Origin of the sequence: Pseudomonas putida S13.1.2 (assembly GCF_000498395.2) — a bacterium.
Taxonomy (GTDB): Bacteria; Pseudomonadota; Gammaproteobacteria; order Pseudomonadales; family Pseudomonadaceae; genus Aquipseudomonas; species Aquipseudomonas putida_Q.
Window position 1 is genome coordinate 5,823,687 of record NZ_CP010979.1, and the last position, 12,347, is coordinate 5,836,033.

12 protein-coding genes are annotated in these 12,347 nt (G+C 57.8%); 5 read left to right on the forward strand and 7 right to left on the reverse strand.

The genetic code is table 11. From position 1 onward, the window contains the following. Nucleotides 1–3 precede the first annotated feature (3 nt). The 6 genes from N805_RS25720 to N805_RS25740 form a co-directional block, all read right to left on the reverse strand. Nucleotides 4–306 carry a hypothetical protein gene (locus N805_RS25720; RefSeq protein ID WP_026034349.1) on the reverse strand — a complete coding sequence of 101 codons (303 nt, stop codon included), beginning with the start codon at nucleotides 304–306 and terminating at the stop codon, nucleotides 4–6. Between the two features lie 122 nt (nucleotides 307–428). Next, nucleotides 429–590, reverse strand: coding sequence for a hypothetical protein (locus N805_RS30835; protein WP_019470421.1), 162 nt, complete (start codon nucleotides 588–590; stop codon nucleotides 429–431). A gap of 11 nt (nucleotides 591–601) precedes the next feature. Then, the gene (radC, locus tag N805_RS25725) at nucleotides 602–1,099 is read right to left on the reverse strand and encodes a RadC family protein (RefSeq protein ID WP_019470422.1); all 498 of its coding nucleotides are present in this window, start codon (nucleotides 1,097–1,099) and stop codon (nucleotides 602–604) included. Further along, a complete protein-coding gene (locus tag N805_RS25730) occupies nucleotides 1,071–1,820 on the reverse strand; it encodes a hypothetical protein (RefSeq protein ID WP_371113210.1) in 750 nt (249 codons plus the stop codon). Before N805_RS25730 ends, radC begins: the two co-directional genes overlap by 29 nt. Nucleotides 1,821–1,895: 75 nt before the next feature. Then, a complete protein-coding gene (locus N805_RS25735) occupies nucleotides 1,896–2,864 on the reverse strand; it encodes a DUF932 domain-containing protein (protein ID WP_019470424.1) in 969 nt (322 codons plus the stop codon). Between the two features lie 87 nt (nucleotides 2,865–2,951). Then, on the reverse strand, nucleotides 2,952–3,281 hold the full coding sequence (locus tag N805_RS25740) for a hypothetical protein (RefSeq protein WP_033691906.1): 330 nt from the start codon (nucleotides 3,279–3,281) through the stop codon (nucleotides 2,952–2,954). A gap of 329 nt (nucleotides 3,282–3,610) precedes the next feature. On the opposite strand from N805_RS25740, the gene N805_RS25745 reads away from it, so the two are divergent. The 5 genes from N805_RS25745 (at nucleotide 3,611) to N805_RS25765 (ending at nucleotide 11,918) form a co-directional block, all read left to right on the forward strand. Next, complete coding sequence (locus N805_RS25745) at nucleotides 3,611–5,728, forward strand: hypothetical protein (RefSeq protein WP_019470426.1); 2,118 nt, start codon at nucleotides 3,611–3,613, stop codon at nucleotides 5,726–5,728. After that, entirely contained in the window at nucleotides 5,700–7,571 is a 1,872-nt protein-coding gene (locus N805_RS25750) for a dynamin family protein (RefSeq protein ID WP_019470427.1), read from the forward strand. The genes N805_RS25745 and N805_RS25750 overlap by 29 nt, the downstream gene beginning before the upstream one ends. Continuing rightward, nucleotides 7,571–8,206: a hypothetical protein gene (locus N805_RS25755; protein WP_019470428.1), complete on the forward strand. Its 636-nt coding sequence runs from the start codon at nucleotides 7,571–7,573 to the stop codon at nucleotides 8,204–8,206. Before N805_RS25750 ends, N805_RS25755 begins: the two co-directional genes overlap by 1 nt. A 94-nt stretch (nucleotides 8,207–8,300) precedes the next feature. Next, a complete protein-coding gene (locus tag N805_RS25760; RefSeq protein WP_019470429.1) occupies nucleotides 8,301–9,554 on the forward strand; it encodes a hypothetical protein in 1,254 nt (417 codons plus the stop codon). A 9-nt stretch (nucleotides 9,555–9,563) separates the two neighbouring features. Then, nucleotides 9,564–11,918: an AAA family ATPase gene (locus N805_RS25765; RefSeq protein ID WP_019470430.1), complete on the forward strand. Its 2,355-nt coding sequence runs from the start codon at nucleotides 9,564–9,566 to the stop codon at nucleotides 11,916–11,918. Nucleotides 11,919–11,974: 56 nt separating this feature from the next. Here N805_RS25765 and N805_RS25770 read toward each other — a convergent pair whose 3' ends face one another. Further along, nucleotides 11,975–12,220, reverse strand: a complete 246-nt coding sequence (locus N805_RS25770) for a hypothetical protein (RefSeq protein ID WP_019470431.1) — start codon at nucleotides 12,218–12,220, stop codon at nucleotides 11,975–11,977. Between the last annotated feature and the right edge of the window lie 127 nt (nucleotides 12,221–12,347).

The following is a 12,347-nucleotide window of genomic DNA, read 5'->3' on the forward strand; positions in this document are numbered from 1 at the left end:
CCGTCACAGCCAGTGCTCTGGCAGCTTGATTCCGTAGTTCTTCGCCACGGTCTTTAGCGTAGAGAGGATCTCGATATGCTGAGCTTGATCGGCGACCTGCCATGTGGGACGGCGCTCCAGCAGTCTCTTCAGTTCGTCCAGTTTGTACATGCCCAGGCGGTGGAAGTTGCCCCAGCTGGGAATGCCGAAGAGGTTGTAGATGACCACGGTGGCGTCGCGTTCGCTGGCCAGGCGTTTGTCCCCGCTAAGCTTTTCGGCGCCGGCTTCGGCTTCGTCCCGGTCGTCGTAGGTGTTGAGTAGTTTCATCAGTGTTTGCCTATAGTTCAGTTGGGCGCTGGATTCTGCCTGACTGGTAAAAAAGAACATCCGAGGATCTGTTCAGGTAGAGTCGCTTGTCTGCGACTCTACCTGAACATGCGCCTATCGAATTAGCCCCGCTGCAACCGGCTTAGCATCCAACACGCCAGCAACACGACGAAGAGTATTGGCGGAAAGCGCAGCATCAGAATCACCAGCAGCATAAGCGTCAGGCAGCCTGCAAGGATGCCTGCGAAAATGAAAACTGCTGCAAAGACGCGCAGAAGCTTCATTTTCGTATTCCTCACAGGTAGCCCAGTTCGGTCAATGACACACAGCCTTCGCGGCCCACGATTATGTGATCCAGCGTCCGGACCCCGACCAGGTTCAGTGCCTCCTTCAGTTTGTGGGTCAGGTTGCGGTCCGCCTCGCTGGGTTCAGGGTCTCCGGAGGGATGGTTGTGCACCAAGACTATGGCTGCGGCGTTGTGTTCCAGGGCTGCCTTAACAACCTTGCGTGGATAAACGCTGGCGCCGTCGAGTGTGCCCCTGAACATTTCCTGAAAGGCGATAACTCGATGTCGGCTATCAAGGTGGAGAAGGGCAAGAACTTCATGCTCGTAATCGCTCAACAGCGACTGTAGGTGACTGAACACCGCCTTCGGTGAGGTCAGTGCTCGCCCCCGGCGCAGACGCAGATTTGCCAACTGGCGGGCCATCAGCAGGATGTCGGTTTCGGTGACCGGAGACTCGATCAGGTAGGTTCCGGTCGAATCACTGGCTTTCAGTTTGTTCAGGCGCATGGCCGGCTCCTTGGTGGTTATCAGTCGGTGGGGTATGGCGCTGGGCTTGCGCCTCCAGCTTCTTGGCCAGGCTGCTTTTCGCAGATTGCAGGGGAGAGTTGGCGGTTGGGGATTGGCTTTCCTCTGCGGGGTGGAACTCCTCGACGATGGTGCCGGCGTCTTCCTCGCTGTCCTCGAACGCGCCATTGGCGAAGCCACGCTGCGCCGCTTCATCCAGTGCGGCTTGAATGAAGCCTGCTGCTTGCCGCTGCGCATCGAGCTCTTTGGCGGCTTGCAGCGCCTCGGCCATGTCCATACCGCCGCGTACTGTCAGGTCGACGTAGAAGATCGGAGTGCCATGGCTCTGGCGAGTGGACTTGCCACGCAGGCGTAGTTCCAGCGGCAGGCACGCCAGGCGGTTGCCGGAAATGGCCTGGAAGTAATGCAGCCGGGCGGCGAGGGTGCGGATGCTGTTGAAGCCGGTAGTGCGAAACACAAAGCTACCGAGCGGATCCTCATCACCAATGACTACGTTCAGCCGTCCGTAGGGCCTACAGATATTGCCCTTGGCCAATGGGCATGCATCCGGCGAAGGGCAGGGTAGGGACTGCATACCGTCTTGAGTGACGCGCTTGCAGGTCTCACCGTTGCCCACGCAAAGCGGTCGTCCGGACTTGGTGCTGACCAGGCGCAGGGCTGGGCGTTTCTTGGTGGTGCTGCCGTTCAATGACGTTGCTTTCATGGTATTCATCTGCAGATATAAGAAGGCCCGATCAGCACAAGGCTGACCGGGCGCGAGGATTGAGGTGAGTGAGGGTTAAGCGGCGAGCTGCAGCGCAACATCCAGGGCGCGTTGCTTGATTTGCGCGCCCTGGCCGAACCAGGCCGAGTCCATGCGGTACTCGTTGCTGCGCGCACGGCGCTCGTGGTCGACGTACTCGGTCACGGCGTTGAGCAGGCCCCAGGCGGTACCGCGCGCCGAGTCCAGCTGGCTACCGCGACCACGACCTTCGTACAGCTCCTGAACCTTGCGCAGGGCGCGCTCGTTGGGCAGTTGCTCCGGCAGTACTCCGGTCGGACTGGCCTCGCACATCACGGTCATGAAGAAGCCCAATGCCTCATGCCACTGCACCTTGCGCTCAGCCAGGGCACGCATGCGGTACATGAAGTCGTCCCATTGCGAGACGGCGATACCGAGTTGCTTCTTCACCGCCTTCGGATCGAAACGGGTGTTGTGCGGCACCTTGATCGCCCGGCAGGTGCCATCCAGGGCGATGGTCAGGGTGTTGTTGCACACGACGCGCACCGTGGTTGGTGTGGCTGTGGTGGCCAGTGTGCCGTCGCAGGAGGTCGCCAGCAGCAGATAGCCATTCACCTGGTCGTTGCCCTTGAGCGCCGCGCCTTGCCCAGTACGCGCCAGCGCCCATAACTTGCGCCCACCCTTGAGCACGCCGGCCGTTTCCAACTCGTAGCCGGAAACTTCGGTGAGGTCACGATAAAATTCGAGCACCTCTCGGGGCTGCACCGTGTGGTAGCGCTGAGAGACCACCGACAGCGGCGCCTTGCTGTCGGATCGATAGAGCACCTTTTGCTCGGGGAAGGAGTGGATCGCGCCCAGGTGGCCGATGGCATCCGATTTGAAATGCACGGGGCTTTCCAGAATCTGCCAGTCCATTCCAGCTTCGCTTTGCCAGACTTCGATAGGTTGCTTTTGACTGAGCTGATTACCCAGGCCATGCCAGGGGGTAGCGCCTGCGTAGGCCATGGTTTCGATGAGATGTGCCATGTTGGTGATTCCTTTTAGTACGGGCAGGCATAAAGCGCTGCGCGAGGCGCAGCACCGGACGGATTAATGAAAAGTAGAGAGGGCCAATCAGGTCGGCAGATTGAAGCGATGACCGCATTGCAGGCAGAGGTTGTGGGCCAAGATGTGGCGGTCGAGTGATTCACCGAGCTGAGCGCCGAGCACGCAGCCACCGACACTGCCGGCCAGGCCGCCAAATATGGCACCTGATACGGAGCCGAGGGTGATACCGACCGGTCCGGCGATAGCGCCGATGGCTGCGCCAGTCTGACCGCCAGATAGGGCCGCGCTGACGCCACGCGCAAAACCGCTCACGGTGCCGATGGACGCACCGACCTTCATGGCGTGATGGAAGGAGGCGATTCTAGGGGAGTGGCAGAGAGGGCATTGCAACGACATGGGGGTGAACCTCAATGGTGATGATGTCGTTGGGGTTATGTGTGATTCAAATTTTTTTGGAGTCGATTTTTTGCTGAATATCTCTCTCGCGTCTGTCCGATCTGTGTCCTCAATGTTGAGTTCTATTGCAATTCATCAACATTTAAAGGGCCAGTTCGCCACTTTTGCTGAAAGAGTAACCGTGCCAAAGAGAAGAGCGTCCGAGGATAAATACAGACTTGAGTTGGTAGAAGGCTAATGGCCATCATTGCGTCGGTTAGATAATCAAGAAATCCCTTCACAAGCCGATGACCTCACTAACATTGCGCGTGTTTCAACAGGAGTAGTTGATGAAAGCCCCCCTGATCAAAGACATGGAAACCGCTGTAGCCGGTGTGCTCAAGATCTCAGCCGAGCTGAAGACTCGTAGCAACCCACGCCCAGCCTTGGTCTCGATCCTCCGCAAACTGCGCATCGCCCGCGAGCTCTCTTCGGTCTACTACATCTGCGTAGCCGGCAGCCAAAGTGCCGGCAAAACCCGTCTGCTCCGCGAACTCTACAACCTGGGCGAGGGCTGGCTTGCAGACAACCAGGGTCGCGGCGAGCGTATCCCGGTGTTCATCCTCGAAAAGGACTGCGACATCCCCTACGCCGTAGTCGTCAAGTACGACGCCCAAGGCAACGAGCAAGAAGAAGAAATTTCCCAGGAGGCGTTCAGAGCGCTGATCAGCGGCTACGACAACTCCGGCGACCTCGACTGCCTGTTCCCCAAGCTCTACGTGCCACGCCGCTACTTCGATGGCCAGCGTTGCGGCTTCGTACTGCTCCCAGGCTACGAAATGCTGAATCCGGAAAACGTCGAGTGGCAGGGCCTCATGCGCCACACCCTGGTGCATTCCTTGGGCAGCATCCTGGTCACCGACCGCACCCGCGTCGCCGACAACAGCCAGAAGCAGATTCTCAACGATCTGGTCGCCCGTTACTTCCCCGATCGCAAACCCGCCATCGCAGTCACCAAGACCGAAACGCTTACTTCTGAGCAAATAGATGAACTGGCCGGCACCGTGTCCGAAGTTTTCCAGATCCGCTCCGACGAGCAAGACCGTGTGATCTTCACCGGCGTCGGCGACGAAGCCTACCGCTCTGCCTGGACCAACCAACTCATCCATGTCATCAACAAATATGCGCTGTCTGCAGGCGGCTCGGACGCAGGTCGTCTGCGGGAACTGGAGAAGCTGCTGGACACGGAACTGGCAACGGTCAAGGCTGCGCTGGAAAGTGAGCTGGACGCGCAGAGCATCAGTGAACACCTGACCGAGCGCCAGGCCGAGCGGATGCGAGAGGTGTTCACCACGGCATCAGAGCGCTACCGGAACCGTTATGCCAAACGGCTTCGCGAGCACACCATGAATTACCTTGGACAGGTCAAGGAAATCGCTGAGGAACGATATAACAAGGAAGAGGAGACGATCACTAACAAGCTCCGGCACGCAGCGAACTTCCTTACCTTGCAGTCTGGTCAAAACGAGACCCGCTTCAGGTCAAGAATCATCGACTGCTGGTGTAACGGCACCAGTACCCTGCAATCACCGCTGGAATCCGATTACCTGGCCATCTCGGACATGTCTTCTAAAGAGCTGGGCATTCAGGAAATCAAATCCACGGAGCTCGCTGCGATCAAGCACGAGGGCCTGAACAAACTGCTGGGTTACGAGGGGGCCTCTCTCGAAGTTCTTGCGGTGGGTACCCAGGAGCTGCAGCATGATCTGCGCCTGCTGCTTTCCAAGGGTAGTACTACCACCAATGACGTCGAGCGATTCAAAGCGAAGCATGTCGAAGAGGTGCTGAAGGCGCTGCCCGCGATGACCATGGAATACTTCCGCCTCAACCAGGCAGTTGCCATCCGTACTCCTGAGTTGGCCCGCACCGAACTGGAAGCCTTCGACTTCGGCAAGCTTGCCTCGTCTATTCAGCAAGACCTCCCAAAGGTCACGGCATCGGCCAAACCGCTGCTCAATACCCTGGCGGCAATCCTCGCAGTGGACGTAGTCATTGACGGCTCCATCGACACCATCCCGGCCATCGCGGGCACGCTGACGGGCGGCCAGACCGCTGCTGCTTCGCTGGGCGCATCGTTGTCCATGGCTGCAGCCGGTGCGATCACTTTGGGCTTCATCGCCTACCGTGGTGCCACAGAAATTCAGCGCTACGACGCTGCGCGCAAAGGCTTCATCGCCGAAAGCCTCAACCAGTTCGCCGAGGCCCATATCAAGAAGGGCCTGGAGCTCTACGACGACCTGATGGAAACCCTCGAGGAGCGCCTGGTGCGCAACCTGCGGGTGGCCTATGGCCTGGGCGCCGACCTCACGGTAAAAGACGCACTGGCGCGTGGGTTGACGCGCCTGGAGCACGCTCGGGTGAACATGGTCAAAGCCATTGATGATGCGCAAAGCCGCCATGTGGCTTGAGAAGTACAGCAACCGCTATCGCTGGGCCTATGACGCGTATCAGCGCTTCATCGACGAGGTAGACCCAAGCCTGGCTGGAGACTTCAACCGCTCCAGCCATGTGACGGTCGCCGTCTATGGTGCGACCCAGGTCGGCAAGACCACGCTGATTCTGGACTTGCTGGGCGTGACCGGCGAGGCGTTGGAACGGGCTTCCAGCGTATTGCGGGGCGACCAGCGTATGGGCAAGTCTTCGACGGCCTGTGCGATTCGTTACGGCCGTTCGAAGGATGATTACTGGTACATCGGCGACAACAGTGGTGCGCTGGATGATGAAGCCGCGAAGGTGCAGTTTTCCGCGATACGCACCGAGCTGGAGGAAGGTAGAGCACATTCCGTGGACGTGTTGTCCGTGCGGCTACCATCGATGTTCTTCGAGCAAGGAGGAGGGGATGCGCTGAGCCTGGATTTGCGCATTCTCGATATCCCGGGTATCAATGCGGTCAACGAGGCCGAGCAGGCCCAGGTCGCGCGGGTGGCGGAGAAGTATGTGGCCACGGCCGATCTGATCTTGCTGGTCGGGCGTGCGGATGACCTGGGCTTCCTTCATCCCAACAAGCTCAAGTTGGCGGCATTGGGAGACTGGATGCTGCAGCCCAACCGCTATCGAGTGGTGCTCTCCTATACGTTCTCGCCTGCCAGCTTCAAGACCTGGTTCGGCCAGGACGAGCGAACGCTTCAGCAGGTCAGGGCCAAGCTCTACCAGGAACTGGGTACCCATGACTACAAACCGCCCAAGTCGGTCGAGGCGATGTTGTACCCACTGGAGTTCGGCGATTCGCTGCGAAGCCTGGGGGCAACGCCTGAGTATCATCAAGCGGCCGTTACATTGATCCAGCAATTACGACGCGAGCTATTGGCAAGCATCACCGAGTCGGCCAGCCCCTACGGTCGGCTCGCGTCCGCGTTCAAGATGAAAACCTTGATAGATGCCAGACTTGAGCGAGAGCAGCTTCATTACGAGGCGCACAGTAAAGAGCTGGAATGCGATCTACAGCATGCACTGCATGCGCTGGAGCAGGCTGAGGGGTTATTGAGTGGCTGTCAGGAAGAAAGCGGCACGCTCGATCATCACAGGCGTCGCCTGCACCGTTACCTGAAACTGTATAAGGGTAGTGATGTTCGTGGCTTTTTTGCTCAGCCTCTGCCGAGTACTACCGAATCAGTCAGTGCTCTGAAGTTGGTTGCCATGCAGTTCGAAAACGGTATCCAGGCGAAATGGAAGGCAATGTGCGAACGTCACGTCCATCGGCAGGCCCATGTTCGGCTGGCTGAGCTCTCGCCACCCGCAACCAGTGCGCTGAGCAGCTTCTATCAGAAGATGAACGGGTATCTCACCGATGGTTACTGGTGGTCCAGCGAGAACTTCCGTTCTGACCGGAGCATGCTTCATGGGGCCGCCGTGAAGGTGGTTGATGCCTATGCCGAAGCCGCAACCTTGGAAATTCAAAAGTACTTCGAGCATCAGGTGAGTGGCCTGAAGCGTAAGTATTCGGAGTACGAACGGCGGCTTGACGTCTTGAAAAGAGCCGTCGCAGAGCGCCAGCAAGCGGTGGAGGGCATACAAGGCAAGCGTTATCACCTTGAACAGGCCCACGCGCAATTCAAGGCCCGCATGCAGTTCAGCATGGACCACTCGCACAAGTTCGAACAATACATCCTCGAAGCTTTCAAGGCCGAGCTCGATCGTGTCAGGGAAGCCATCCGCCGTCCGCTCAGTGCGCTGGAACAGATCTACGACATGTTCTACCTGCATGTACTGCTGGGCGAACTAGACAAAATGCAGGAAGGGAAGAAGTTCTGATGGAACGATCCGATTTGGATATCGAAATCGCAGCCGCTGATCAAGAGCTGTCAGCGCTGCTGGAAAAGCACATCAATGTCCCGGTGAAACGGAGCATTGAAGAGGTGAGCGGCGGCCTGTCGCTCACGCTCAAGGGAGACTTCGAGGCCTGTGTTCTCAGCTTGCGGTCGGAGCTGAAAAAGCTGAACAGTGCCTTCGAAGAGTTGGGTGATGATCTTGGCAGTGTTCACAAGGTGTCCAAGCGCGTCGAGACATCGGTTCAGCAGGCTGAGGGGGCGCAAGACAGCCGGTTCGAGAGGGCTGGCGCGCAGGTTGCCGAAAGCACTCGTCAAATTTCCGAAGGGATCGCCGGTGTAGAGGAGCGCCTGAGCAAGCTCGGCGCAGCACAACTGCATCACCTGAACACCGCGCTGAAAACTTTGGCCGCAGACTTTCAAGCTCAGCGCGCTGAAAGCCGCGATGATCAACAGAAGTCGTTGGTCAAACTGGATGAGATCGCGTCAGCGATTGCAGCGCAGCAGACTGAGGCGCAGGCGACGAATGTTGTATCCAGGCGGCGCTTCATCTGGACGTGCGTGGGGCTTGCGGTGAACTTTGGAGTGCTTGTAGCACTTTTGGCGAAGGCGTTCCTGTAGAAGCTTCACAGGTGCCCGGCACAGTCGCGGCACCGGTGCATTGCAGTCGGATCGTCACCTTTCCTCTTCTTGAACCGGTCAAGGACAGCCCGTCGTGAGTTCCTCAAACGTACTTTCTTCCCCTGATGCTACTGCGCAACGGCTCGTAGACGAAGACGAACAAGCGCGCCAAGCTGACCTGCTTGGCCAGGTCGCCTTCGCTGATACAGCCAGCGCACCTAAGGCGGCTGCGGTCATCTGGAGCTTCATCCGATCCTACGACCAGCATCACAGCGAGATGTCACTGGATCAATGGCTCACCCAGGAATTCAACAAGTATCCGCATCTGTGGCAAGGCAACGCCGAAGTCGAGACTGTCGCGCGCTCGTTGATCAACTCCATCTCGCGCACCAACCAGCACAAAGCGTCATTGCAACGAAACCTCGCCAGGGGAAAGAGCGCGGTCAATTGGTTGGCCAGAGAGCTGGAACAGGATGCTCAGAACAATCCCGAGTTGAACCTGAGCGAGTACGCGAGCCAGGTGCAGGGGATGCTGGCGTCAGCCAATGTGTCGCTGGCGCAGACGCTCGAGCCGGGTGTGCGTCATTCCACAGTGTCTGGCGATATGACCCATGCACCTTCGTCGATTCTTGCCGAAACCCAGGTGACCAATTGGGACGAAACATCCCGCTTGGAGATTTCCAAAGAGATCAACAAGCAAGCGCTGTTGAATGCAGCCCTGAACGCGTCGTATCACGGCGCGCGAATTCTCGGACAACGCACCTGGAATTGGCTGCGTGGTGAAGAAAACGAACCTGCCAGCGCGGCAATGCAGGCGTTTTTCGATAGCTCGCTGAAGTCGGCCGACCATGTTGGTGCACAGGTTGCAGTTTCTGGCGGGGTGATGGTCGCAGCAAAAAGCGGCTGGTTGAGCTTTTTCAATGGCACGTCCGCCGAGGAGGTCGCGACCACGACTTACGTTGGCCTGGAACGGGCCAAAGCCCTGTACAAGCTCGGGGAAGGCGAAATTCTTGCGGATACCGCGATTAACGCAATCGAGCACACAACGATGGTGGCTGCCCGCTCATTGGCTCAGGTTGTGGAACAGAAAGGCGCTGAACTGGGAGCTCAGTGGGGGGCTACTTTGGGCGCTGTGTTCGGTCCCGGTGGTACGGCTATCGGTGGCGTTGTGGGTGGTGTCGTTGGCCGTGCGGCAGGGAGAGCCGTCGGTACACTCATCGAACAGGGCGGACGGAAGGTTGTCGAGGTTGCTAGGAAGGTGGTTCGCAGCGTGGTGAGTACAGTCAAGGAAGTGGGAGCGAAGGTTGTTGGCGGCGCGATAAAACTCTTCACATCGCTGTTTGATTGAGGCTGAGTGATGACCGATAAAAAGGCTTTCGAAACCCAGTTGGAAGAGCATTTCCTCGCTGGGGCTCCCGCCATTTACATTCAATCGGCCGAAGAAGCACGTGTCGATCAGTTGCTGCTGGGGCTCAAGGAAAAGGCCAGCCTCAAGCGCATCCACGAATGGAACCTTGGCTATGGTTGGGTGGATGTCGACAACAAGCTCCCGCTGAGTAACCTCGATTCAAGTAAAACGGAGCTCGAGCACGCTCTGTTGGCGTTGTTGGACGTGGATCTGGAAGAGACGTTGATCGTCATTAAAGGTGCTCGGCTGGCCCTGGAGAACAATACGCTTGCGGTGGCCCGGCTCAAACAGTTGTTGAATTCGATCGAGCGCAACTATGCAGGCGAGTGTTCGGTCATTCTGGTCTCGGAAGCGGTGTGCATCCCCGCGTCGATCGAGGCCCAGGTTACGTTGCTGCCGTTGCCTCTACCGAGCCGCACTGAAATCAAAGCGATGCTGGCCGAGGCTGAGTCTCGCGGACTGCTCACCATTCCGGATCACCTGAGTGACCTGGCCGTTTCTGGCCTGAGCGGGCTGACCTCCAGCGAAATGGCTCAGCTACTGAGGATGGTTGCGCGCCAGGCCCAGACCATCGATGAGCAGTCGTTGAATACAATCCTCCACGAGAAAGAGCAGATCATCGTCAAGAGCGGTGTGCTGGAGATGGTGCGGGTCGATGTCGGGGTCAGCGATATCGGTGGCCTGGAAAACCTGAAGCAATGGCTTGAGCAACGTTCGACCATTATCCGACGCCTGGACGAGGCAACGAGGCAGGGCGTCAAAACGCCTAAAGGCGTGCTCATCGCAGGCATGCCTGGCTGCGGCAAATCGCTCACGGCCAAGGTGGCTGCCGGTTTGTTCCAGCTGCCGCTGTTGCGGCTGGATATCGGTTCTCTGCTGGGTAAGTACGTGGGGGAGAGCGAGCATAACATGCGGCGCGCGCTCAGCATGGCCGAGACTGTCAGCCCCTGCATTCTGTGGGTAGATGAGCTGGAGAAAGCGTTTGTAGGCATGGGTGGTGGGAATGCCTCGGAGGTGACTGCTCGTCTACTGGGCTATTTCCTGACCTGGATGCAGGAAAAGACCGGCGCCGTATTTGTCATCGCCACCGCCAACGACATCACCGCACTACCCCCGGAATTGCTGCGCAAGGGTCGCTTTGACGAGATTTTCTATGTCGGCTTCCCCAACCCTGTGGAGCGAGAAAAAATCCTGAGCATTCATCTGGATAAATCGGGGCAGCAAGTCGCTGATCTGGAAATGGATGAGCTGGTGAATCTCTGTCGGGATTACTGCGGTGCCGATATCGAGAACTCGATCAACGAGGCCGTAGCTAACGCCTTCATCAGCGGAGGGGCATTGACGCAGCAGCATCTGGAGGACGCTATTCAGTCCACCATTCCTTTGCGCGAAACCTTGCGCGACCAGGTCGGCAAGTACGAGGAGCTGTTCGAGAAACTGAAGCTGCGCCCGGCATCCGAGTATCAGGGGCTGAGCGTGGCGCAGATGATCAAGATGGCTGCTGACCCTAACCATGTGAAGCGGGAGGAGGTAGCCCGTAATCCTGATTGCCCTGGTGATCAGTTGGAGAAACTCTCCATGGATGCGCAGCGCAGTGTGGCGGAGGCGGTCTATGCAAATCCGCGGTGTCCTGAGCACGTGCTGTCGATTCGGCTCAACCTCGTCAAGGGTCAACCGCAGTATGATCATGGGATGTTCAAGCTGGCTTGCTTGAATGGCAATGCGCCGCAAGATCTCCTGATACGCATGATCGATGAGGATGTACTCGACGATGATTTACGTGCGTCGTTGGCGGCCTGTGTCAAAGGCGAAGACCTCCAGTTCAAGTTGGCTCGCGACCGACTTGCTTCGGTTGTTGCTGGCCTGATCTTGAATCCCTCACTACTTAGCAGTGTGAAGTCCAAGTTGCTTGAGGAAGGCAAAAGCAGTGTGAGGCAAGCGTTCGCCAAGCACCCCGGTTTGACTGAGGATGAACAGCGTTCGCTGCTCAGCAATGCGAGCCCTGCACTCAGGGGTACCCTCAGCAAAAATCCCAAGCTGTCTGCCGCCTTGCAACTGAACCTCGCCAACGATCCTGATCCGGATGTAAGAGAGAAGCTGGCAAGCAATCCTTCGTTGATCAAAGAGGCTCAGCAAATCTTGGCCGAGGACGGCAGCTATCAGGTCAAGCGAGCACTGTCAGACAATCCAGCCCTATGTCTTGATCATGAGCAAAAAATGAAGTTCAAGAAGCACATAATGGAGAACAGGCACCTGAGTGGGAGTGGAGGTGGTTTTTTCTCCAGCATTCATCGCAGTTTTTAGCAGTACCCATCCGTGAGCCAGGCTTGCGCTGGCTCACGTTCACATTCCGGGATACTTCAGCTCTCGGGCGCCACTCCCAGCAGCATCTGAACCTGACGCCGCAGCTGCCCCACCAGCTCACGTTCAGCGCGCAACTCGGAGCGCAGTTCATTGTTCTCGTGCTCGTGAATCCGAGCGATGCGCTGCACATCCCGATCGTTTCTGACCACATCCCAGACCTCTCCCATCCGCGAGTGCACCAGCACGAGAACGAGCAGAGTGATGCCGCTTAGGCTCAGCAGTGCGAGCTGCAGGGTTTCCATTTATCGCTTCCTTGGGTAGTGGCTTTTTGCCGTTAAGTGAAACGATATGTCTACTATAACTACATGTCTATATTGGCTACTTGTACAGGTAAAGGATTGGTGCAGATCCCGCCCGCGCTTGACTGGC

Coding starts and splice junctions, on each gene's coding strand:
- N805_RS25720 (WP_026034349.1), bottom strand. CDS start 306: ATGAAACTACTCAACACCTACGACGACCGGGACGAAGCCGAAGCCGGC.
- N805_RS25730 (WP_371113210.1), bottom strand. CDS start 1,820: ATGAAAGCAACGTCATTGAACGGCAGCACCACCAAGAAACGCCCAGCC.
- radC (WP_019470422.1), bottom strand. CDS start 1,099: ATGCGCCTGAACAAACTGAAAGCCAGTGATTCGACCGGAACCTACCTG.
- N805_RS25765 (WP_019470430.1), top strand. CDS start 9,564: ATGACCGATAAAAAGGCTTTCGAAACCCAGTTGGAAGAGCATTTCCTC.
- N805_RS25755 (WP_019470428.1), top strand. CDS start 7,571: ATGGAACGATCCGATTTGGATATCGAAATCGCAGCCGCTGATCAAGAG.
- N805_RS30835 (WP_019470421.1), bottom strand. CDS start 590: ATGAAGCTTCTGCGCGTCTTTGCAGCAGTTTTCATTTTCGCAGGCATC.
- N805_RS25735 (WP_019470424.1), bottom strand. CDS start 2,864: ATGGCACATCTCATCGAAACCATGGCCTACGCAGGCGCTACCCCCTGG.
- N805_RS25740 (WP_033691906.1), bottom strand. CDS start 3,281: ATGTCGTTGCAATGCCCTCTCTGCCACTCCCCTAGAATCGCCTCCTTC.
- N805_RS25770 (WP_019470431.1), bottom strand. CDS start 12,220: ATGGAAACCCTGCAGCTCGCACTGCTGAGCCTAAGCGGCATCACTCTG.
- N805_RS25750 (WP_019470427.1), top strand. CDS start 5,700: ATGATGCGCAAAGCCGCCATGTGGCTTGAGAAGTACAGCAACCGCTAT.
- N805_RS25745 (WP_019470426.1), top strand. CDS start 3,611: ATGAAAGCCCCCCTGATCAAAGACATGGAAACCGCTGTAGCCGGTGTG.